The organism is Enterobacter cloacae complex sp. IR5384 (assembly GCF_049237265.1).
Lineage (GTDB): Bacteria > Pseudomonadota > Gammaproteobacteria > Enterobacterales > Enterobacteriaceae > Enterobacter > Enterobacter cloacae.
On the sequence record NZ_JBMKHJ010000010.1, the window covers coordinates 1 to 22,401 of the forward strand.

At 55.6% G+C, this 22,401-nt stretch carries 21 protein-coding genes; 6 read left to right on the plus strand and 15 right to left on the minus strand.

Going from position 1 to position 22,401, the window contains the following annotated elements:
- The 13 genes from ACOTX3_RS10560 to ACOTX3_RS10620 all read right to left on the minus strand — a co-directional run.
- Positions 1-692: IS4 family transposase (locus tag ACOTX3_RS10560; RefSeq protein ID WP_421634977.1), on the minus strand; the 692-nt coding region annotated here is incomplete at its 3' end.
- 139 nt (positions 693-831) lie between these two features.
- Positions 832-1,836 (minus strand): tryptophan--tRNA ligase, encoded by a 1,005-nt coding sequence (gene trpS, locus ACOTX3_RS10565; protein ID WP_020687783.1) that lies wholly within the window; start codon positions 1,834-1,836, stop codon positions 832-834.
- The gene (gene gph / locus ACOTX3_RS10570; RefSeq protein ID WP_058678213.1) at positions 1,829-2,590 is read right to left on the minus strand and encodes a phosphoglycolate phosphatase; all 762 of its coding nucleotides are present in this window, start codon (positions 2,588-2,590) and stop codon (positions 1,829-1,831) included. Before gph ends, trpS begins: the two co-directional genes overlap by 8 nt.
- Positions 2,583-3,260 (minus strand): ribulose-phosphate 3-epimerase, encoded by a 678-nt coding sequence (rpe, locus tag ACOTX3_RS10575; protein ID WP_008503032.1) that lies wholly within the window; start codon positions 3,258-3,260, stop codon positions 2,583-2,585. The genes gph and rpe overlap by 8 nt, the downstream gene beginning before the upstream one ends.
- Positions 3,261-3,301: 41 nt before the next feature.
- Positions 3,302-4,114 (minus strand): adenine-specific DNA-methyltransferase, encoded by an 813-nt coding sequence (gene dam, locus ACOTX3_RS10580; RefSeq protein ID WP_013099069.1) that lies wholly within the window; start codon positions 4,112-4,114, stop codon positions 3,302-3,304.
- Between the two features lie 67 nt (positions 4,115-4,181).
- A complete protein-coding gene (damX, locus tag ACOTX3_RS10585) occupies positions 4,182-5,483 on the minus strand; it encodes a cell division protein DamX (RefSeq protein ID WP_048972491.1) in 1,302 nt (433 codons plus the stop codon).
- A gap of 92 nt (positions 5,484-5,575) precedes the next feature.
- A complete protein-coding gene (gene aroB / locus ACOTX3_RS10590; protein ID WP_029882162.1) occupies positions 5,576-6,664 on the minus strand; it encodes a 3-dehydroquinate synthase in 1,089 nt (362 codons plus the stop codon).
- Between the two features lie 57 nt (positions 6,665-6,721).
- Positions 6,722-7,243, minus strand: a complete 522-nt coding sequence (gene aroK, locus ACOTX3_RS10595; RefSeq protein ID WP_003861630.1) for a shikimate kinase AroK — start codon at positions 7,241-7,243, stop codon at positions 6,722-6,724.
- A 286-nt stretch (positions 7,244-7,529) separates the two neighbouring features.
- The gene (gene hofQ, locus ACOTX3_RS10600; protein ID WP_058678214.1) at positions 7,530-8,765 is read right to left on the minus strand and encodes a DNA uptake porin HofQ; all 1,236 of its coding nucleotides are present in this window, start codon (positions 8,763-8,765) and stop codon (positions 7,530-7,532) included.
- A complete protein-coding gene (locus ACOTX3_RS10605) occupies positions 8,680-9,072 on the minus strand; it encodes a HofP DNA utilization family protein (protein WP_029882164.1) in 393 nt (130 codons plus the stop codon). Before ACOTX3_RS10605 ends, hofQ begins: the two co-directional genes overlap by 86 nt.
- On the minus strand, positions 9,062-9,523 hold the full coding sequence (locus ACOTX3_RS10610; protein ID WP_058678215.1) for a hypothetical protein: 462 nt from the start codon (positions 9,521-9,523) through the stop codon (positions 9,062-9,064). The genes ACOTX3_RS10605 and ACOTX3_RS10610 overlap by 11 nt, the downstream gene beginning before the upstream one ends.
- A gap of 3 nt (positions 9,524-9,526) precedes the next feature.
- On the minus strand, positions 9,527-10,015 hold the full coding sequence (locus ACOTX3_RS10615; RefSeq protein ID WP_058678216.1) for a PilN domain-containing protein: 489 nt from the start codon (positions 10,013-10,015) through the stop codon (positions 9,527-9,529).
- Positions 10,012-10,788 (minus strand): hypothetical protein, encoded by a 777-nt coding sequence (locus ACOTX3_RS10620; protein WP_058678217.1) that lies wholly within the window; start codon positions 10,786-10,788, stop codon positions 10,012-10,014. Before ACOTX3_RS10620 ends, ACOTX3_RS10615 begins: the two co-directional genes overlap by 4 nt.
- Positions 10,789-10,908: 120 nt before the next feature.
- Here ACOTX3_RS10620 and mrcA point away from each other — a divergent pair, with 120 nt between their 5' ends.
- On the plus strand, positions 10,909-13,461 hold the full coding sequence (gene mrcA / locus ACOTX3_RS10625) for a peptidoglycan glycosyltransferase/peptidoglycan DD-transpeptidase MrcA (RefSeq protein WP_013099079.1): 2,553 nt from the start codon (positions 10,909-10,911) through the stop codon (positions 13,459-13,461).
- Between the two features lie 82 nt (positions 13,462-13,543).
- Here mrcA and nudE read toward each other — a convergent pair whose 3' ends face one another.
- Entirely contained in the window at positions 13,544-14,104 is a 561-nt protein-coding gene (nudE, locus tag ACOTX3_RS10630; RefSeq protein ID WP_029882167.1) for an ADP compounds hydrolase NudE, read from the minus strand.
- 325 nt (positions 14,105-14,429) lie between these two features.
- Between nudE and ACOTX3_RS10635 the strand changes: the two genes are divergently transcribed.
- From ACOTX3_RS10635 to hslO, 4 genes are all read left to right on the plus strand, one after another.
- On the plus strand, positions 14,430-16,568 hold the full coding sequence (locus tag ACOTX3_RS10635; RefSeq protein ID WP_013099081.1) for an intracellular growth attenuator family protein: 2,139 nt from the start codon (positions 14,430-14,432) through the stop codon (positions 16,566-16,568).
- Positions 16,569-16,630: 62 nt separating this feature from the next.
- Positions 16,631-17,314: a GMP/IMP nucleotidase gene (gene yrfG / locus ACOTX3_RS10640; RefSeq protein ID WP_013099082.1), complete on the plus strand. Its 684-nt coding sequence runs from the start codon at positions 16,631-16,633 to the stop codon at positions 17,312-17,314.
- A complete protein-coding gene (hslR, locus tag ACOTX3_RS10645; protein ID WP_013099083.1) occupies positions 17,311-17,712 on the plus strand; it encodes a ribosome-associated heat shock protein Hsp15 in 402 nt (133 codons plus the stop codon). The genes yrfG and hslR overlap by 4 nt, the downstream gene beginning before the upstream one ends.
- 24 nt (positions 17,713-17,736) lie before the next feature.
- Entirely contained in the window at positions 17,737-18,615 is an 879-nt protein-coding gene (gene hslO, locus ACOTX3_RS10650; RefSeq protein ID WP_013099084.1) for an Hsp33 family molecular chaperone HslO, read from the plus strand.
- Between the two features lie 34 nt (positions 18,616-18,649).
- Here the strand turns inward: hslO and ACOTX3_RS10655 are convergent, their stop codons facing one another.
- Positions 18,650-20,398: a DUF4153 domain-containing protein gene (locus tag ACOTX3_RS10655; protein ID WP_058678218.1), complete on the minus strand. Its 1,749-nt coding sequence runs from the start codon at positions 20,396-20,398 to the stop codon at positions 18,650-18,652.
- 335 nt (positions 20,399-20,733) lie between these two features.
- Here ACOTX3_RS10655 and pckA point away from each other — a divergent pair, with 335 nt between their 5' ends.
- Positions 20,734-22,353, plus strand: a complete 1,620-nt coding sequence (gene pckA / locus ACOTX3_RS10660; protein WP_014833557.1) for a phosphoenolpyruvate carboxykinase (ATP) — start codon at positions 20,734-20,736, stop codon at positions 22,351-22,353.
- Positions 22,354-22,401 lie beyond the last annotated feature (48 nt).

The window sequence follows — 22,401 nt, forward strand, 5'->3', positions numbered from 1 at the left end:
TGCAGATAGAACCGGCCGTAACAGGGCGTTCGTGGTTTACGGGACAGGACACCGTAACCCACGCAGACCGGTTGTCCGGTAGCCTCAAGCTCACTGATTTTCATCCACTTTTTATCTCCATCCAGCCGGAAGCTGATGCAGCCCCTGACCCTGCCGGTGAAGCTCCAGCCCAGCTGGCTGACATGCCGGAACCAGTCTGTCCGGAAGCCTGCATCCGTAATGATGGTGACGGCTTTATCTTTCGGGATGGCATCATGCAGGCGGTCAAGGAAGCGGCATTGTACATCGCTGTTCTGCGCCAGCTCTGCGGGGACAACCTCACTCATAAGCGGCAGTGAGCGACCATTACAGACCAGGCTTGCCTGCAGAAGATACCAGTTCCTGTCATGCCAGCCTGTCCAGTCGACAGCAATCACACAGAAGGGCATCAGGGAGGTGATGGTATGTGTGAGCAGATGCTGAATACGGGGAATATCCCGGTGAAGGGCGGTATTACCCAGGGCACGGTCAACACGTTTAATTTTATTTTTGACGTGCGCCCTGCCGGGAAGAGAGCGACCAAGGCTGGTCAGGGTCAGATCCGCACCGTGCGTGAGGGCAACGGCCATGGAAACAAGGACATTAATCCGGAAGCTGTGAACGTCCGGTAAAGACGCGGAGAAAAATTTCTGGCAGACTGTCTGTAAAGGCACGATGAGGTCTCTTCTGATTTGTTAGCGCAACCAGTAGATCACACTTCATCGTGCTTTTCATTTTTCTGGGGAACCCTCAGCCCACAGGGAGAGGGTACAAACCCTAAAAACGGTAACGCCGTTACCGTTTTGCTTTTACCTACGGCTTCGCAACAAACCCAATCGCTTCGTACACCGCTTTCAGGGTTTCTGACGCGCGCGCGCTGGCTTTTTCAGCGCCCTCTTTCATCACCTTCTGCAGGAAGGCTTCATCGTTACGGTAGCGGTGATAACGCTCCTGCAGCTCGGTCAGCATACCGGAAACGGCATCCGCCACTTCGCCTTTCAGGTGGCCGTACATCTTGCCTTCAAAGTGCTGCTCCAGCTCAGGAATGCTCTGGCCGGTCACACCGGAGAGGATATCCAGCAGGTTGGAGACCCCCGCTTTGTTCTGCACATCGTAGCGCACAACAGGCGGCTCGTCGGAGTCGGTCACGGCACGCTTGAGCTTTTTAACCACCGATTTCGGATCTTCCAGCAGGCCGATAACGTTGTTGCGGTTATCGTCAGACTTGGACATCTTTTTGGTCGGCTCCAGCAGCGACATCACGCGTGCACCGGATTTTGGAATAAATGGCTCTGGCACTTTGAACACTTCGCCATACAGGGCGTTAAAGCGCTGGGCGATATCACGGCTCAGCTCCAGGTGTTGCTTCTGGTCTTCACCCACCGGCACCTGGTTAGTCTGATACAGCAGAATGTCAGCCGCCATCAGCACCGGATAGTCAAACAGACCGGCGTTAATGTTCTCGGAATAGCGCGCGGATTTATCCTTAAACTGCGTCATACGGCTCAGTTCACCAAAGTAGGTGTAGCAGTTCAGCGCCCAGCCAAGCTGTGCATGTTCCGGCACGTGAGACTGAACGAAGATGGTGCTCTTTTCAGGATCGATCCCGCAGGCCAGATAGAGCGCCAGGGTGTCCAGCGTGGCTTTACGCAGCTTCTCAGGATCCTGACGGGCGGTAATAGCATGCAGATCCACAATGCAGTAAATGCAATGGTAGTCATCCTGCATGCTAACCCACTGACGTAACGCACCCATGTAGTTACCAATGGTCAATTCACCTGACGGCTGGGCGCCACTAAAAACGATGGGCTTAGTCATTTTTCAATTCCTGATGTTCACTGTATGAAAGCCCGAGTGCGGGCAACAAATCTTTGAAGCGATCGAACACGACGTCCGGCTCACTCAGGGTAATGGCCTCACCGTAGTTGTAGCCATAGGTTAACCCCACGGAGGGACAACCCGCCGCTCTGGCAGCCAGAATATCATTGCGTGAATCACCGACAAAGAGCAGCTCAGCAGGTGTTAAGGATAATTTTTCTGCCACCAGCAACAGCGGTTCCGGGTGCGGCTTTTTATTCTGTACGTCATCACCGCCCACAATCACGGTGAAGTATTTCGCGATATCCAGCGCGTCCAGCAATGGCGCAACAAACGGCGTCGGCTTATTGGTAACCAGCCCCAGCGGAATGCCTTTCGCATGCAGCGCGCTCAGCGTTTCCTTCACGTCCGGGAACAGGAAGCTGCCTTCTTCAACGGTTTCTGCGTAGAAACGGTCAAACAGTTTGCGCAGAATCCGTAGCTGTTCTTCCTGCGGGATATCCGCGTGATCAACGCTCGGTTTACCCTGTGCGGAACGTTGTGACGCACGCTCCTGCCGAGCCCACGTCAGGGCGCGCTCCATCAGGACATCTGCGCCATTACCAATCCACGTCACGACGCGATCTTCGCCCGCGACGGGCAGTTCAAGGGCGTACAGCGCCTGGTCGACGGCGATCGTTAAGCCCGGCGCGCTGTCAACCAGCGTGCCATCGAGGTCAAATGCAATACCCCGGGTTGCCTGCAATTTATCCATGACTTACCTTCGCCAGCTCGCGGCGCATTTCATCTATAACTTTCTTGTAATCCGGTTGGTCGAAAATTGCCGAACCGGCAACGAACATATCCGCGCCCGCAGCCGCAATTTCACCAATGTTATTCACCTTCACGCCACCATCCACTTCCAGACGGATGTCATAACCTGACTCATCAATACGACGGCGCACTTCACGCAGTTTATCGAGCGTATGAGGAATGAATGACTGCCCGCCAAAGCCCGGGTTAACGGACATCAGCAAGATAACGTCCAGCTTATCCATCACATAGTCGAGATAGCTCAGCGGCGTTGCCGGGTTAAAGACCAGGCCCGCTTTACAGCCGTTTTCTTTAATCAGCTGCAGCGTGCGGTCAACATGTTCAGACGCTTCCGGGTGGAAAGTAATGATGCTGGCGCCCGCCGCGGCAAAATCAGGCACGATGCGGTCAACCGGTTTCACCATCAGATGGACGTCAATGGGCGCGGTAATACCGTAGTTACGCAGCGCCTTGAGCACCATGGGGCCAATGGTCAGGTTAGGAACGTAGTGGTTATCCATAACGTCGAAATGGACGACATCCGCACCCGCGGCGAGCGCGTTAGCAGTGTCCTCACCCAGGCGGGCAAAATCGGCCGACAGAATTGAGGGAGCAATCAAAAACTGTTTCATCCGCATCTCCTTGAAATGTGTTTACCGGCGGGCAAAACGGCTCAGGGGCGATAAAGAGCCAGGAGTTCGTCCACCTTTTTACGTGTGCCGCCGTTGCTGCTAATGCTACGCCGCACTTTGACCTGAAAATGCTTCGCGGCTTTGTACCATTCGCGCGTATCAGGGGTATCGTGATTCGAAATTAACACCGGAATTCTTTTGCTGACCAGCTTTTCCGCCATCTCCGCCAGACGGGCCTGCTCGGCCGGACTGAAGCTGTTGGTGTGATAGGCGGTAAAATTCGCCGTCGCAGACAGCGGGGCGTACGGCGGATCGCAGTAAACCACCGAGTCTACGCCCGCCAGTTCCATACACTCTTCATATGAGAGGCAGTGGAATTCTGCATTCTGCGCTTTTTCAGCAAAGTGATACAGCTCGTCCTGCGGGAAGTAAGGGCGCTTATAGCGGCCAAACGGCACGTTGAATTCCCCACGCAGATTATACCGGCACAGGCCGTTGTAACCATGGCGGTTGAGATAGAGGAACAACAGTGCCCGACGGAACGGATCCTGGCTCTGGTTAAACTCAGTGCGCAGCTGGTAGTAAACATCCGGATGATTGTTCTCGGGCGTAAACAGCTTGCGCGCCTCTTCCACATACTCATCGGTACGCAGTTTGACGATGTTATAGAGGCTGATGAGATCGCTGTTGATATCCGCCAGGATATAACGAGAAAAATCGGTGTTCAGGAACACCGATCCTGCGCCCACAAAGGGTTCGATAAGACACTCGCCTTTAGGCAGGTGCTTTTTGATATCATCAAGCAGGGGGTATTTCCCCCCTGCCCATTTCAGAAAAGCGCGATTTTTTTTCATGCTGACTAACTGATTACACCTTCTCCGGCTGTGGAGAAAGCTCCGACAGCATCCTGCGCTTTAAACATTACTTAAGATCGGCCTGAACCTGATGAATGGGCTTCGCCCACGGGTTTTTCGCCTGAACGTCTGCTGGCAGTGTCGCCACGGCACGTTTCGCTTCATCTTTAGAAGCATACACACCGCTCACCAGCACATACCACGGCTGCCCGTTACGGGTCGTCTGATAAACCACGTAGTTTTTCAGATTCGATTTCTTCGCCCAACCGTTGAGGTTGTCATAGTTGGACGAACTGCTCAGCTGCAGCGTGTAGTTACTGGATGGCGCAGATTTCAGTGAACCGACGTTACCCGTCGTTTTACCGGCTGTGCCAGCCGATGCTGTGGCGGTTGCAGCTGGAGCCGTTGTCGCCGCAGGTGCAGTGGTGGTGGCCGTGGCTTTCGGTGCAGTCTGCGTCACTGGCGCTTTTGCAGGCTCGCTTGCCGCAGCGGTTTCAGTCCGTTTCGGCTGCACCGGGGTTGCTTTGACTTCTGGTGCTTTTACCACAGCCTGAGGTTTTGTTTCACGCTTAGGTTCAATGACCGCCTGCTTACGTTCCTGACGTGGTGCAGTCTGAGTCTGACGCGGCTTGCTTTCGGTTGCTGCGGTTTGTGGCTGAGCGTTGCCACCGCGAACAGGCGCAACGGTTGCAGGTTCAGTTGGCAGCGTAGAGTTCACCACGACGTTATCCACCTGCTGCTGGTTTTGCGGCTGCATCAGCGCGTTGTTCAGATCGCCCTGAACTTCTACACGCTGCTGGCCTTCTGGCGTGGCAGGTGCCTGATTCTGAGCGGGGGTAGAAGAGACTGGCGGCAGGGAAACATCCTGCGCCGTCGTTGTGTTACTGGCGGTCTGCTCTGCGGAGGTGGTCCCCGGCGCTGGCTGTGCACCATTTGCCTGATCTGCCGCATCGTTACCGGAGAGGTTGATGCTCTTCTCAGTGGAAGCCGTTTGCTCGCCAGAATTCGTGGAAGGCGCTTTCAGCGCGGAGCCAATGCCGACAATCAGCAGCACAAGCACCAGAACGCCCAGTCCCATCATGATGTACTGGCGGGAGGCCGGTTTCTGCGCGGCCGCTTTTTTACGTTTACGCGGGCGACGCTCTACTGGCTCTTCGTCCATTGAATCTTCTTCGGACTCATAATCCTCTTCTTCTCGCTCATCACGCGCATTGCGGCTACGTGAAGGGCGACGATCGTCTGCATCCAGATCAACATCGTCAAAGTTGATCTGCGGCTCGTTATCACGTTCTGAAGATTGACGAGAACGACCAGTACGACGATCGCTGGGATCGGGTTTCAGCTCGTCTTCTGGTTTGAATTCATCCATTTAACACCCCACTCAAAGGCTTATGCCTACGACTTTGCATTTCGCCTGAAGCTAAACGACCACCGGTAACAGTGGCCTGACCTTTCTAGTTGTTACGCCTGCTGACAATCAGCGATAGCGCCAAGAACGACATCGTGCGGCACTCCGCCGCGCACTTCACTCTTCCCTATTGCAAGCGGGAGTACAAGACGCATCTCACCTGCCAATACTTTTTTATCGCGCATCATGTGGGGTAAATACGCTTGCGCCGACATCTCCTGCGGCCCGGTTACCGGCAAGCCAGCACGTTCCAGCAGTGCGATGATACGTGCCGTCTCTTCCGGTTTGAACTGACCCAGACGTTCGGAGGTACGGGCAGCCATCACCATGCCAGCAGCGACAGCTTCACCGTGGAGCCAGTTTCCGTAACCCATTTCGGCTTCAATCGCGTGGCCAAACGTATGCCCAAGATTCAGTAAAGCACGTAAGCCCGTTTCACGCTCGTCTGCTGCAACAACTTCTGCTTTCAGCTCACAACAACGGCGAATGCAGTATGCCAGTTTAGCCTCATCCAGGCGCAGCAGCGCATCCATATTCTCTTCCAGCCAGTTAAAGAACTCACCGTCGAGAATAATGCCGTATTTGATCACTTCAGCCAGGCCAGAGGCCAGTTCGCGTGCTGGCAGGGTTTTCAGACAGTCGAGATCCACCACCACCGAAGCAGGCTGGTAGAACGCGCCAATCATGTTTTTGCCGAGCGGATGGTTGACCGCGGTTTTGCCGCCAACGGAAGAGTCGACCTGAGACAGTAAGGTGGTCGGAATCTGAATAAAACGGACACCACGTTGATAGCTTGCTGCCGCAAAGCCCGTCAGATCGCCCACAACACCGCCGCCGAGAGCAAGCAGTGTCGTATCGCGACCATGGGGTTTTTGCAGCAATGCGGTAAAGACGGTATCCAGTACCGTCAGGCTTTTATACTGCTCGCCATCGGGCAGAATTACACTGTCGACTTTCACGCCCGCCTGCTCAAGCAGGTGGCGAACGCGGTCAAGATAAAGCGGAGCCAGCGTCTCATTGGTGACCAGCATCGCCTGATCACCCGCTTTCAGTGGTAAAAAGGAAGCTGGGTCGTTAAACAAACCAGCCGCGATGGTGATAGGGTAACTACGTTCCCCGAGAGTAACTGTAATCCTCTCCATGACGCGACATCCACCTTTAATGCTTTTACCCGCAGGCGAGTGTATATAAAGCCAGAATCAGTTGCTTTCCAGCATATGAATAATCTGGTTTGCAACCACTTTAGCGCTCTGATCATCAGTACGAATGGTCACATCAGCAATCTCTTCGTACAGAGGATTGCGTTCATCGGCCAACGCTTCCAGAACTTCGCGTGGTGGCGTTTCAACCTGCAGCAGCGGGCGCTTTTTATCGCGCTGCGTACGTGCCAGCTGTTTTTCAATGGTCGTCTCAAGATAGACCACTACGCCACGGGCGGAGAGACGGTTGCGGGTTTCGCGAGATTTTACAGAACCGCCGCCGGTCGCCAGCACGATGCCCTGTTTTTCCGTGAGTTCGTTGATCACTTTTTCTTCTCGGTCACGGAAACCTTCTTCGCCTTCTACATCGAAGACCCAGCCCACATCAGCTCCGGTTCGTTTCTCAATCTCTTGATCAGAATCGTAAAATTCCATATTGAGTTGTTGAGCTAACTGACGCCCAATAGTGCTTTTGCCGGCACCCATAGGCCCAACCAGAAAGATATTGCGTTTCTCTGCCATTTTTTCGGTACTACTAAGACTATTCGTTAATGGTAATCCCCGCTTCGCAGACACCCGGCGTAGCAGGACATGAACTGAAACCTCATATGCAATAGAGCGAGAGTCAGACTAAAAATTATCTCAATACTCCGGCTTGTTTGGCAACTGATTAAATCACCGCACCAGACGCATAAGACAACAAGACGTCAGTCCAACTCAAATCGGTACTCCTTGTATGCTAATTCATGCCCCACGTCAAACATCTGCAACAAACTGAATGCAAAATCATTGCGGGGATCGTTACCCGTCAGTGAATAGCCACCAGACGTGGTGTTATAAACACCACTAATTCACGCCGTTCGTTGTCTTTACCGTCATGACGAAAAAGCTGCCCAAGCCAGGGGATTTTACCGAGCCCGGGTACGCTATCACTTCCGGTTTTATTCTTTTGCGAGAAAATACCGCCCAGCGCCAGCGTTTCTCCACTTTTTACCTCCACCTGAGTCTCTATTTCTTGTTTGTCGATAGCCAGCGTTTCGCCATCAGCCTGTTGCAACACCTGCCCCGGCATATTTTCACTGATATGTAATTTCAGGCGCACGCGCCCGCCCGGTAGCACCACTGGGGTGACCTCCATACCTAATACCGCCTCTTTGAACTCCACAGAGGTGGCCCCACTCTCCCCGCTGGAGACCTGGTATGGGATCTCACTGCCCTGTTTGATACTGGCTGGCTGCATGTGCGAGGCCAGCAGTCGCGGGCTGGCGATGATATCGACCTGCTGTTTTTGCTCCAGTGCTGACAGCTCCAGATCCAGCAGCCTGCCGTTAATACGCCCGATGTTAAACCCCACATGGCTGGTGGCGCTGGCCACGGACAAATCACTGCCAAGGGTTGTCATTTGCCCAATCTTGCCCGCTTCGCTGGCCTCGGCAAGATTCCATTTCACCCCCAGCTCCCGCAGACTTTTTTCGTTGATGGTGACGATATGCGCCGCCAGTTCGACCTGCTCGACGGGAATATCCATCTGTGTTGCCCAGCGCTGTAGCGTCTCCAGTACGGCTTTATTATCCCTGACCAGCAGCCGGTTGGTGCGTTTATCAAGAGACAGACTGCCCTTCGGACTGAGCAGTTTTTCCGCTGCGTTTTGCAACTCCCCGGCATCAGCGTATGAAAACGAAATGCTTTGCGAGAGCAGCGGAGCCTCAAGCTGCCTGCGGGCCCGGTCCTGTGCGTTACGCTCCTGCTGTTCGCGCTGCCAGGCCGCCGTATGGACATAGAAAATGCCACCCTCCTCGCGCAGAACCAGCCCTGCGCTGGCGATCACCGTCTGTAAGGCCTGTCGCCACGGAACATGCGTCAGACTGAGCGATAAAGTGCCGCTTACGTCGGGTGACACCACCAGATTACGATTCTCCTGCGCCACCAGCGCCTGCAGGACCTGAACCACAGGAACGTCATCCACCACCAGCGTGACCGGCTTCGGTGCGGCGGCCAGCGGAGTGACGATCGTCAGTAACAGCAGCGTTATCCTTAAATTCATATTTTTTCGTTCCTTCTCGTTGCCACGTCCATTGCGCTGGCTCACAGGTTTCACCCACGTCTACGACGAGTTGCGTCTCATTCATTGCGCTGACCCGCCAGCCCGCCGGTAAACGTTCCTCTAAGTGCAGGCGATACCAGCGCTGTTTCCCGTCCTGCAACAGGCCAACCCCGCCGACCATGCCGCGATAGTGCCACTGCGTCAGCTCGCCAACGGCACAGGGATCGTCGGGCGGATGAAACGGATCGCGCATCCCGGTGAGTAACAGCACTGAGCAAACCAGCAGGTAGCGCAGGCTATTTCGCATGGTCTAGCTCCAGTTGCACTCGCAGACGTAACGCCGCGCCCTGAGGCGCAAGCGTAAAGGCGGCAATCCGGACATCTTGCTGCGCCAGCCGGGCGAAAACCGTCAGGATTGCTGGCCACTCGGCATCCAGCGCCAGCTCCCCACCGACCGGAAGGGGGTTCCAGTGCACCAGCGTTGCGCCATCAGCCTGAAAATCCAGCGGGGAAAAGCGCACCACCGGGCGGGCGTCAGGCTCAGGTGTCCGGCGCGGCGCGTTGCTGGCGACAGGCCAGAGCGTCGCATGGCGCTGGACGGCGTCGGTCATTTGCTTCTGAAGCGCAGCAAGCTGTGAATTAAGCGGCCTCAGGAACAGGCCCCATGCGGTTCCCCACAACAAGGCAACGCCCAGCCCACTGCACAGGAGCCGGTACCGGCGACGGCTCTCACACCAGCGTTCAAATATTCTGTTCACACGTTACCCCTGGCCTGTGAGCTGAAAAGTGAACATCCAGCGCCCGTGATTATCCTGCCGTATCTCCCCTTCTGACCCTGGGGTAAAACCCGCTATTTGTCGCAGAGCATCACCCATTGCCGACAGGGCGGGCAGTGCTGAGGCATAGCCGTTAATCATCAAAGAGGGCGGTTGGTAACGAAGCTCAGTGAACCAGGCCTGAGCCGGAATGGCATCGGAGAGTGACGCCAGCACCGGGTGCCACGCCATACGCTGTGGCTGGCGCGTGGGAGCGGGTGTGGCAAGAGGTAGACGAGAAGACAGCGCGCGCTGCACGGTCTGCATGCCCGCCAGTTCAGCCTGCAGGGCGTGCAGTTTCAGGTGGGCGTGCATGCTCAGACTGAAGACCGTTGCCAGCGTCAGAATACAGGTGGCCGCAGACAGCCCTCCCCAGAACCGCACGCGGCGCGCGCGTCGTTGCTGTCGCCACGGAAGAAGATTGGTCATGCTCATTCAGGCACCTCGCTCATGGCCAGCGCCAGCGCGACGGTATAATCGGCACCGCACTCCGGCAGCGGGGGCTGACAGCGAGAGACGAACTCCCACGGGTCGCGCTGGCTATCAAAGAGCGCGATATCGTCCGGCGCGAGAGCCAGCAGTGCCGCCAGTTCAGCCACGCTTTTGGCCTCGGTAGCGAAGCGGCGCCCCCACTGGTGGCGCATTGCCCACAACCACTGATGTTCGTCTCGCCACGCGACACACTGCGCCGGTGCCACCGCAGGAAGAAAATTTGCCAGCGCGCTGGCATCCGGAGTAATCGTCACCAGCCGTAAATGCAGCGTTTTCGCGAGCGTCAGTAGTGTTTCAACCTCTTTGTTTTGCGCAGCGGTGACATGAAATGTGTTGCTGAACGTGTCCTGTGCGTAATCGAAGCACAGCGCATCAGGGGACATCTCCAGCTCACGCGAGAGCGCAGCCCCTAGCCAGGAGAGCTGTTCGCTGTCGCGCAGGGCGATAGCCGGGCGGGGTAACGATCTTTGCAGGGTACGCGCCGCCGGAAATGAGAGAAACACCCGGTGCTGATGCGGCAACGTACGCCGCCAGCCGCGTAATGCGTCAACCAATTGTTCTGGCTGACAAATTTTCCCGTCGAGGATGATGCCTTCCGTCAGCGGTATCGCCCACCAGCGGCGCAGACACCAGCTGAGACGCTCACGAACCAGTGCGACAATCAGCACCCTATCTTGTTGAATATGAACGCCCGTTTGCCATGTTTTGAAAGCCATGCTTCACGATCTCCTTATCGCCCGTCGCCGTGACGGCTATATCAATGAATCAGGCTTGCCTTTATACTACCGCGCGATTGTTTAGAAACTGCCCAAGTGAAACCAGATGGGAAATCTCCGGTGAAGTTCGTAAAGTATTTATTAATCCTTGCAGTGTGTTGCATTCTGCTGGGAGCAGGCTCGATTTATGGTTTGTACAAATATATTGAGCCGCAGCTACCTGATGTCGCTACGCTTCGTGATGTGCGGCTCCAGATCCCAATGCAGGTCTACAGCGCCGACGGCGAGCTGATGGCGCAGTACGGCGAAAAACGCCGTATCCCGCTGACCTTAAACCAAATTCCCCCTGTGATGGTGAAGGCCTTCATCGCCACAGAGGACAGCCGTTTTTACGAGCACCACGGCGTTGACCCGGTGGGGATTTTCCGTGCCGCAAGCGTTGCGCTGTTCTCCGGGCATGCCTCTCAGGGGGCAAGTACCATTACGCAGCAGCTGGCGCGTAACTTCTTCCTCAGCCCTGAAAAGACGCTGATACGTAAGATAAAAGAGGTGTTCCTCGCGATCCGTATTGAGCAGTTGCTGAGTAAAGACGAAATCCTTGAGCTTTACCTCAACAAGATCTATCTCGGTTATCGCGCCTATGGCGTGGGTGCTGCGGCACAGGTGTACTTCGGCAAGCCCGTGGAGCAACTGACCTTAAGCGAAATGGCGACCATTGCCGGCCTGCCTAAAGCCCCGTCCACGTTTAACCCGCTCTACTCGCTCGATCGCGCCACCGCACGTCGCAATGTCGTTCTGTCACGTATGCTGAGCGAAGGCTACATCAGCCAGAGTGAATATGAGCAGGCACGCAACGATGTCATCGACGCCAACTACCATGCGCCGGAGATCGCCTTCTCTGCCCCGTATCTGACCGAAATGGTTCGCCAGGAAATGGTCAGCCGTTATGGGGATAAGGCCTATGAAGATGGTTATCGCGTATACACCACGGTTACCCGTAAAGGGCAGCAGGCGGCACAGGATGCGGTGAGAAATAACGTGATGGACTACGATATGCGTCACGGCTATCGCGGCCCGTCCAACGTGCTGTGGAAGGTGGGCGAAAGCGCCTGGGACAGTAAAAAAATCACCAGTACGCTGAAAGCGCTGCCTACCTACGGCCCGCTGCTGCCTGCGGTGGTGACGCAGGCCACGCCTCAGGAAGCCGTTGCAACGCTTGCGGATGGCACCTCAGTCTCCTTGCGTATGGACGGGATCCGCTGGGCGCGTCCGTACCGCTCTGACACCTTACAGGGACCAACACCACGTAAAGTGACCGATGTCGTACAAACCGGACAACAAATCTGGGTCCGTCAGGTGGGCGATGCCTGGTGGCTGGCGCAGGTGCCAGACGTCAACTCCGCGCTGGTCTCCATTAACCCGCAAAACGGTGCCGTGCTGGCGCTGGTGGGTGGGTTTGATTTCAACCAGAGCAAATTCAACCGCGCGACGCAGGCGCTGCGTCAGGTCGGTTCGAATATCAAACCGTTCCTCTACACGGCGGCGATGGATAAAGGCTTAACGCTTGCCAGTATCCTCAATGACGTGCCGATCTCTCGCTGGGATGCCGGTGCCGGTTCCGACTGGCAGCCGAAGAACTCGCCGGCGGAATACGCAGGTCCTATTCGCCTTCGTCAGGGGCTGGGTCAGTCGAAAAACGTGGTGATGGTGCGTGCAATGCGTGCGATGGGCGTCGATTACGCGGCAGAGTATCTGCAACGTTTTGGCTTCCCGGCACAGAACATCGTGCGCACCGAATCGCTGGCGTTAGGCTCGGCATCGTTCACGCCGCTGCAAGTGGCGCGGGGGTATTCGGTCATGGCCAACGGCGGCTTCCTGATCGACCCGTACTTCATCAGTAAAATCGAAAACGACCAGGGCGGTGTGCTGTTCGAAGCGAAACCGAAAATTGCCTGTGCGGAGTGCGATATCCCGGTGATTTACGGCAATACGCCGAAGTCTGACGTGCTTGAAAACAAGGACATGGAAGATGTCGCCGTGTCGCAGGAGCAGCCGAACGGCGTGGTGCCGCAGCCACAGCTGGAACAGGCAAACCAGGCGCTGGTGGCGCAGAGCGGTGCGCAGGAGTATGCCCCACATGTGATCAACACCCCGCTGTCATTCCTGATCAAGAGCGCGTTGAATACCAACATCTTCGGTGAACCGGGCTGGCAGGGTACCGGCTGGCGTGCCGGGCGTGATTTACAGCGCCACGATATCGGTGGTAAAACCGGGACCACCAACAGCTCGAAAGATGCCTGGTTCTCCGGTTACGGCCCGGGCGTGGTGACCTCGGTCTGGATCGGTTTTGACGATCACCGCCGCGATTTAGGCCGCACCACGGCGTCTGGCGCGATCAAAGATCAGATTTCCGGCTACGAAGGTGGGGCCAAAAGTGCGCAACCGGCCTGGGATGCCTATATGAAATCCGTTCTTGAGGGCGTGCCGGAGCAGCCACTGACGCCACCGCCGGGCGTGGTCACGGTCAATATCGACCGCAGCACCGGGCAGTTAGCCAACGGTGGCAATAGCCGTGAGGAGTATTTCATCGAAGGTACGCAGCCAACCACGCAGGCGGTACATGAGGTGGGTACAGAGATTATTGATAACGGCGAGACGCACGAGCTGTTCTGACAACAAAGCAAAACGGCAACCTCGGGTTGCCGTTTTTGTGTTTGCTCCCTCTCCCGTGGAAGAGGGTTGGGGCATCAGGCCACTACAGCCGCCCCTGCCCCTTCAGCCATTCCCGCACCAGGAACAGCGCGCTCACGTTACGCGCCTCATTGAAGTCAGGATCTTCCAGCAAATCCATCAGGTGCGCCAGTGGCCAGCGAACCTGGGGCAGCGGCTCCGGCTCGTCACCTTCCAGCGATTCAGGGTAGAGATCTTCAGCCACCACAATGTTCATTTTGCTGGAAAAATAGGAGGGAGCCATGCTCAGCTTTTTCAGGAACGATAGCTCTTTCGCGCCAAACCCAACCTCTTCTTTCAGCTCGCGGTTTGCTGCTTCAAAGACCGTTTCACCCGGGTCAATAAGCCCTTTCGAGAAACCCAGTTCATAAGATTCCGTGCCCACTGCATACTCGCGGATCAAAATCAGATGGTCATCAACAATGGGGATGATCATCACCGCTTCACGCGATGAGGGGCGCATACGTTCATAAACGCGACGCACGCCGTTGCTGAACTCCAGGTCCACACTTTCGACATTAAACAGCCGGGATTTCGCGACAGTTTCAACACTCAGAATGGTGGGTTTTTGTAGTGGTTTGCTCATCTTGACGGGTCTTTGAAGTGTGAACTGACTTTATTGTGCGATACGCCGCACGGTTTCGGCAATGTCAATTGTTCTTTATTTACATTTGTGCAACCTGACAGGAATCAATCCTCAAATCAAAACAAATGTCAAGAGGTTGAAATGTTTCCAGGAATTTGCTGATATCGCGCCATGACAGGCTTTGCTATCATCATCGGTCACTGGGATGCGCTGCAGAATGCTCAAGTTCGACTCCATGCTTGCCGATAGCCAACCACAGACTCTCATTCATTGTTAAAGGTGCACTGACTACACCTGTAAGAAGATAAAGTAAGATGGGGAAAGCATGAGCACCATTTTGATCGTTCTCGCTGCTATGCTGGCCGGCGCTTTAGTTGCAGGGTGGGTATACAGGCGTCGCGTACAGCGTCGTTTCAGGCTGCCCTTTTTAACGGCCTTTGCCGGTGCCACAACGCGTAAACTCACGCAAGAAGAGCGCGATGCTGTTGAGAACTATCTCGAAACCCTCAACCGTTCCCAGTTAACGCCCGGGCCAACGGGGGCTACGGCTGCGCCGGTCACCCTCAATCTGAACGCACAAAGCGACACCGTGCTCTGCGTGACGCGCTCCATCACCCGTTATGGCATCACGACTGACGATCCCAATAAATGGCGTTACTACCTCGACTCCGTTGAAGTGCATCTGCCTCCCTCCTGGGAGCAGTACATTAATGACGAAAACAGCGTTGAGCTTATCCATACCGATTCGCTGCCGCTGGTCATCTCCCTGAACGGCCATACGCTGAATGAATATATTCATGAAGCACCGCGCTTTGCGCTGGAACGCGCGAGTTCAAAGCAGGCCTCCATTCGCGGTGAAGAGACCGAGCAAATTGAACTGCTGAACATTCGTCAGGAGACTCATGAAGAGCATGCCCTGAGTCGTCCGGATGGCATTCGCGAGGCGGTCCTGATTGTGGCCGCCTTCCTGCTCTTTTTCTTCTGTCTGCTGACGCCGGATGTGTTTGTCCCGTGGCTCGCGGGCGGTGCGCTGCTGCTGTTGGCCGCCGGGCTGTGGGGGCTGTTTGCGCCTCCAGCCAAAACCTCTTTGCGTGAAATTCACTGCCTGCGCGGCACCCCTAAGCGCTGGGGCCTGTTCGGTGAGAACGATCAGGAACATATCAACAATATCTCCCTCGGGATTATTGACCTTATCTATCCGCGCCACTGGCAGCCATGGATTGCACAGGATTTGGGGCATAAAACCGATATTGATATCTACCTTGACCGCCATGTTGTGCGTCAGGGGCGCTTCCTCTCCCTGCACGATGAAGTGAAAAACTTCCCGCTTCAGCACTGGCTACGCAGTACGGTTATCGCCGGGGGCGCGGCGCTGGTCTTTGCTCTGTTGCTGCTGTTCGTGCCGCTGGATATGCCCATCAAATTCACCCTGTCGTGGATCAAAGGGGCACAAACCGTAGAGGCCACCAGCGTTAAGCAGCTGGATGACGCTGGCGTGCGGGTGGGTGATACGCTCCGTCTGAAGGGTACCGGAATGTGTAACATCCACACCCCAGGGGCCTGGAATACCCGTCAGAACTCGCCGTTCATGCCGTTCGACTGCTCGCAAATCGTCTGGAACGATGCGCCGCCGTTGCCGCTGCCAGAATCGGATGTCGTCAATAAAGCCACTGCGCTCACCCAGACGCTCAACCGCCAGCTGCACCCGAAAACCGATGATGATTCACGCGTCAGCCCTGCCCTGCGTTCTGCCATTCAGAAATCCGGAATGGTACTGCTGGATGACTTTGGCGAAATCGTATTGAAAACGCAGGATTTATGTTCAGCACAGGATGAGTGCGTTCGCCTTAAAAATGCGCTCGTGAACCTGGGTAACAGCAAAGACTGGGACTCGCTGGTGAAGCGCGCCGAAGCGGGTCGTCTGGACGGGGTGAACGTGCTACTGCGCCCGGTGAGTGCCGAATCGCTGGATAACCTGGTGGCGACCTCTACCGCGCCGTTTGTGATGCGTGAAACCACCCGTGCGGCCCAGGCGCTGAATAGCCCGGCGCCTGGCGGTTTTGTGATTGTCAGCGATGAAGGCAGCGACCTGGTCGATCAGCCTTATCCGCAGATTGCCCTGTACGACTACCCGGCTCAGGAACAATGGGGGCAGTTCCAGCGTCTGGCGCAGATGCTGATGCAAACGCCATTCAGTGCCGAAGGGATTGTGACCAGTATCTTTACCGATGCCAACGGTACGCGCCATATCGGCCTGCACCGGATGCCTGACAGCGCGGGTTTATGGCGTTATATCGGTACATCACTGCTGATGATCGCCATGCTGGTGTCTATTTTCTGGAACGGCATTATGGCCCTGCGCCGTTACCAGCGTTCGCGCACCCGGCTTGCTGAGATCCAGCAATACTACGAAAATTGCCTTAATCCTAAGCTGGTCCCCTCCTCTGAGAGCCTGATCGGATAACATCGCTGCGCGACAAGTTGTGCTACCCTGTCGCGCACGTTTCTTCTGGCTGGAGTTCCCCTATGCATCTTGATATCGCCTGGCAGGAGGTTGATACCGTCCTGCTGGATATGGACGGCACGCTGCTCGATCTCGCCTTCGATAATTACTTCTGGCAAAAGCTGGTCCCGGAGACCTATGGCGAACAGCAGGGTATCTCCCCGGCAGAAGCGCAGGAATTCATTCGTTCGCAATATAGCGCGGTGCAACATACGCTAAACTGGTACTGTCTGGACTACTGGAGCGAACGACTCGGTTTGGATATTTGTGCCATGACCACCGCCCAGGGCCCGCGCGCCGTACTGCGTGAGGACACCGTGCCCTTCCTGGATGCGCTGAAAGCAAGCGGCAAGCGCCGTATTTTGCTGACCAACGCCCATCCGCATAATCTGGCCGTGAAGCTGGAACATACGGGTCTTGCGTCACACCTTGATTTATTACTTTCCACCCACACATTTGGTTATCCGAAAGAGGATCAGCGGTTGTGGCATGCGGTGAAGGAAGAGACCGGTTTACAGCCGGAACGCACGCTGTTCATTGATGACAGCGAGCCCATTCTGGATTCCGCCGCGGCGTTTGGCATTCGCTACTGCCTGGGCGTGACCAATCCTGACTCCGGCCTGGCGGACAAAAGCTATCTGCGGCATCCGGGGCTGGGTGACTATCGTCAGATGATCCCCTCACTGACCGTGAAGGAGACGCCATGAAAGAAAAACCCTCAGATGGGGTAAGACTGGATAAATGGCTGTGGGCAGCCCGTTTTTATAAAACGCGCGCCCTTGCCCGCGAGATGATTGACGGTGGAAAGGTACATTACAACGGCCAGCGTAGCAAGCCGAGTAAGCTGGTTGAACTGAATGCCACCTTAACGCTGCGTCAGGGCAACGATGAACGAACGGTGGTGATTAAAGCCATTACCGAACAACGACGGCCCGCATCTGAAGCCGTACAGCTTTATGAAGAGACGGCTGAGAGCATTGAAAAGCGCGAGAAGACCGCGCTGGCGCGCAAAATGAATGCGCTGACCATGCCCCACCCGGACCGGCGACCGGATAAAAAAGAGCGCCGCGATCTGATGAAATTTAAACACGGTGAGACCGAGTAACCCTCACCTGCACGAGAGACTATTATGGCCCAACACGACCAATTACACCGCTATCTGTTTGAACAATTCGCCGTGCGTGGCGAGCTGGTCACCGTATCCGAAACCTGGAAACAGATTCTGGAAAACCACAACTACCCGCTGCCGGTGAAAACCCTGTTGGGCGAACTGCTGGTTGCCACCAGCCTGCTGACCGCCACGCTGAAGTTTGCCGGTGATATCACCGTGCAGCTGCAGGGTGATGGCCCGATGTCGCTGGCCGTGATCAACGGTAACAATCAGCAGCAGATGCGCGGCGTCGCGCGCGTTCAGGGCGACGTTCCTGAAAATGCCGACCTGAAAACGCTGGTGGGCAATGGCTACCTGGTGATCACCATCTCCCCGGAAGAAGGTGAACGCTATCAGGGCGTGGTCGGTCTGGAAGGCGATACCCTGGCCGCCTGCCTGGAAGATTACTTCATGCGTTCAGAACAGCTGCCAACTCGCCTGTTTATCCGTACCGGTGAAGTAGACGGGCAACCCGCTGCAGGCGGTATGCTGCTGCAGGTTCTGCCCGCACAGGATGCGCAGACCAATGATTTTGAGCACCTGGCGACGCTGACCGAAACCATCAAGGCGGAAGAGCTGTTCAACCTGTCGGCGACCGATGTGCTGTGGCGTCTGTATCATGAAGAAGAGGTAACGGTTTACGATCCGCAGGCCGTGGAGTTTAAGTGTACCTGTTCACGTGAACGCTGCGCTGGCGCACTGAAAACCCTGCCGGATGAAGAGATCGACAGCATTATGGCTGAAGACGGTGAAATCGATATGCACTGTGACTACTGCGGTACGCACTATGTGTTCAACTCGATGGATATCGCTGAAATCCGCAACAACGCCTCTCCGGCGGATCCGCAGGTTCACTGATCATAAAGCAACGGCTCCACAAGGAGCCGTTTTGTTAACGCACCAGTGCATTATCGTAGTTTATCTCTACGCGTTCACCGAAGATCTCAATATCCGCCCACGGCTTCACAACGGGTTTCACCTTCCCCTGCTGCACTGCGCGTTCCAGCTCTTCCCGTGATAAACCATCAGGCATTTTCCAGGTATCGCCTGCCAGCTTCCAGCCGGTACCGGTTTGCGTGTACACCACAATCGTGCGGTCGCTAAACTGATAAATCACCGCTTCAGGCTTGCCGTCGCCGTTCAGATCCAGCGACATCAGTAAACAGGTTTTCCGCTCGCGGCTGCAGGAATCAAATCGGTACTGGTTATTCAGCATCGCCTGCCATAACCCCTTGTCGGGGCGAGACGTACCCGGTGCGAGTGTGAACTGCTTCTCAAGCATCCCGGCTGTCATCTTCCCTGCTCCGTCCCGGTTTCCGCTGAGAAGGCCGTACAGCTCACGCTGGCGCTTTGGCTCAGCCATAAACTGCCGATCGTATTGCAGCGTCTGCATGGCCTCGCGTCCCTTACGCCCGCTGTTGCTGAGCATATACAGGCTGACCTGATCCGCGTTGATGCGTCCGTCGTGGTAGCGCGCCATATGGCTTTCAACGCTGATACGCCACGGATCAAGCACCGGCGTATGAATCAGGATCAGGAGAATAAGCGCAAGTGACCCCGTTAGCGGGATAACGGACGCCTGCAGCTTTTGTGCCTGGCGGCGACAGAAGACAACGCTTATGCAAAATCCTACCGCCCAGACCAGCGCCACCAGCGTAATGAGTACGCCATACAGACGCTCCGGCGACCAGCCATATTGCGAAATGCGCAGCCATAACGCCCACCCTGCTAACACCGGATAGGCGGGAACGATAGCGATGGCGAGACGAACCATCCCGTTGAGAAGCGCATAGTAAGGTAGCGTCTGACGCTGCGGATGCCAGACAATCGTCACCAGAAAAAGGAGCAGTAGCGCTAAGGCGGTCAGCAGGCCCGCCGCGGATATCCGTGCTGAAATGGCCTCAAAGCCCATCACGGGCAATGCGCCAATAAACAGCAGTGCTAAGGCCGCCATCAGAGGCAACAGGCCGGTGGCGATCAGGGTAAGCAGGTTCTGTAATGCGCGCATCAAGCGCACCTGCATACGCGCCAGCACGGCGACACTGGCAGAAACCACGCCAATCGCCACTGAAATAAACCAGTCAGACTGGAAGAAAAGGCGATCAAAAAACTGAATGCCAATGAGTTTGAAGAGTTCAGCCCAGAGGAAAAGCACCAGCCAGAAGAGGCCGTTGGAGATAAAAATAGTGAGTATAGTCAGCGCGTTGTGCCAGTGCTTATCGTAAAAATCACTGTAGAACGAGGCCGTCGTCGCAGGCGACAGACACCTTTGCAGCCATGGCAACATCAATAGCATCATCAACAGAAGATGAAAGCCCCAGACAAGCACGGCCTCTTTAATTTCCCAGTGTTCAAGCCCGGACACGCTCCACTTAAGCCAGGCGCCCATACCGGCGACAACAGCGCCAACGATCGCGAGCGCCAGCCAGAGTAACGGTTTTCTGAATGACGTCACGGAAAGCGCGACAGTGGCGGTCATCGCCACCGTTGCAGGCATCACGCACAAAGACCACACCGTATCGGATGGCAATTTCGCATACGCGATGTACTCGCTAATCCCGTAGCAAATCAGCCCCTGTAGAGCGCCCACCAGCACGATGGCCAGGCGCGTTGAAGGGGATAACGTTTCACTGTTTTCCATCTCTCATCCCTTTTCCAGAAAAGCGTATTGTTTCATCAATCCGCGGACGACATGAATCGTTTTCATACTGTAACCCTTACGTAATTTTCTTACGTGTATGCGATTACATTCACATTCTTTCCGATAAAATCACCAGCCATTAACCTTTTCGGAACATTTTCCCCAACAAAAAAGCGATTCCTGCGATAATCCGCCTGCCCTGTGACTGGAGTCGCAGCGTTTTCCGTTAGTAAGGGTTTTGACCAGATACGTAAATCTATGAGCCCCGTCGCGGTTAACAACCTCAGAAAAACCCTACAATTTCAGGCAGTACATATTGGCTAAGGAGCAGTGATATGCGTGTTACTGGTTTAACCCCGCAAGATCTCAAGGCTTATGGTATTCACGACGTCCAGGAAATCGTCTACAACCCCGATTACGATACGCTGTATCAGGAAGAGCTCAATCCAGCACTGGAAGGATACGAGCGAGGTGTGTTGACTAACCTTGGTGCTATCGCCGTCGATACCGGTATCTTTACCGGTCGTTCGCCGAAAGATAAGTATATCGTCCGAGACGAAACCACCCGCGATACGCTGTGGTGGGCTGACAAAGGCAAAGGGAAGAACGATAACAAACCGCTCTCCCCGGAAACCTGGCAGCATCTGAAAGGGCTCGTCACCCAACAACTTTCCGGCAAGCGTCTGTTCATTGTCGACGCTTTCTGCGGCGCTAACGCCGACACCCGTCTTTCCGTGCGTTTTATCACCGAAGTGGCCTGGCAGGCACATTTCGTGAAAAACATGTTTATTCGTCCAACCGACGAAGAGCTGCAGACGTTCAAACCCGATTTCATCGTGATGAACGGTGCCAAATGCACCAACCCACAGTGGCAAGAGCAGGGCCTGAACTCCGAGAACTTTATCGCCTTTAACCTGACCGAGCGTATCCAGCTGATTGGCGGTACCTGGTACGGCGGCGAGATGAAGAAAGGCATGTTCTCGGTCATGAACTACCTGCTGCCGCTGCGCGGTATCGCCTCTATGCACTGCTCAGCGAACGTCGGTGAAAAAGGGGATGTGGCGGTGTTCTTTGGCCTGTCCGGCACCGGTAAAACCACCCTGTCTACCGATCCAAAACGTCGTCTGATTGGGGATGACGAGCACGGCTGGGATGACGACGGCGTGTTTAACTTCGAAGGCGGTTGCTACGCGAAGACCATTCGTCTGTCTGAAGAAGCTGAGCCGGATATCTTCCATGCCATCCGCCGCGATGCGCTGCTGGAAAACGTCACCGTACGTGCCGACGGCTCTATCGACTTCGACGACGCATCCAAAACCGAAAACACCCGCGTTTCCTACCCGATCTACCACATCGACAACATTGTGAAGCCGGTGTCGAAAGCGGGTCATGCGACGAAGGTGATTTTCCTGACGGCGGATGCGTTCGGCGTGCTGCCGCCGGTTTCCCGCCTGACCGCCAGCCAGACGCAGTATCACTTCCTCTCCGGTTTTACCGCCAAACTGGCGGGCACCGAGCGGGGCGTGACGGAGCCAACCCCAACGTTCTCCGCCTGCTTCGGCGCGGCCTTCCTGTCGCTGCACCCGACGCAGTACGCAGAAGTGCTGGTAAAACGCATGCAGGCCTCCGGGGCGCAGGCGTACCTGGTTAACACCGGCTGGAACGGTACCGGCAAGCGTATCTCCATCAAAGATACCCGCGCCATTATCGACGCCATTCTGGATGGTTCTCTGGATAACGCTGAAACCTTCACCCTGCCGATGTTTGATCTGGCTATTCCAACGGCGCTGCCGGGCGTGGATACGCATATCCTTGACCCGCGTAACACCTATGGATCCCCGGAACAGTGGCGTGAGAAAGCGGAAACGCTGGCGAAGCTGTTTATTGAGAACTTCGAGAAGTATACCGATACCCCGGCGGGTGAAGCGCTGGTGAGTGCGGGACCGAAGCTGTAGGTAAAAGCAAAAAGGCAACGAAAGTTGCCTTTTTTAATGGTTTCTCCC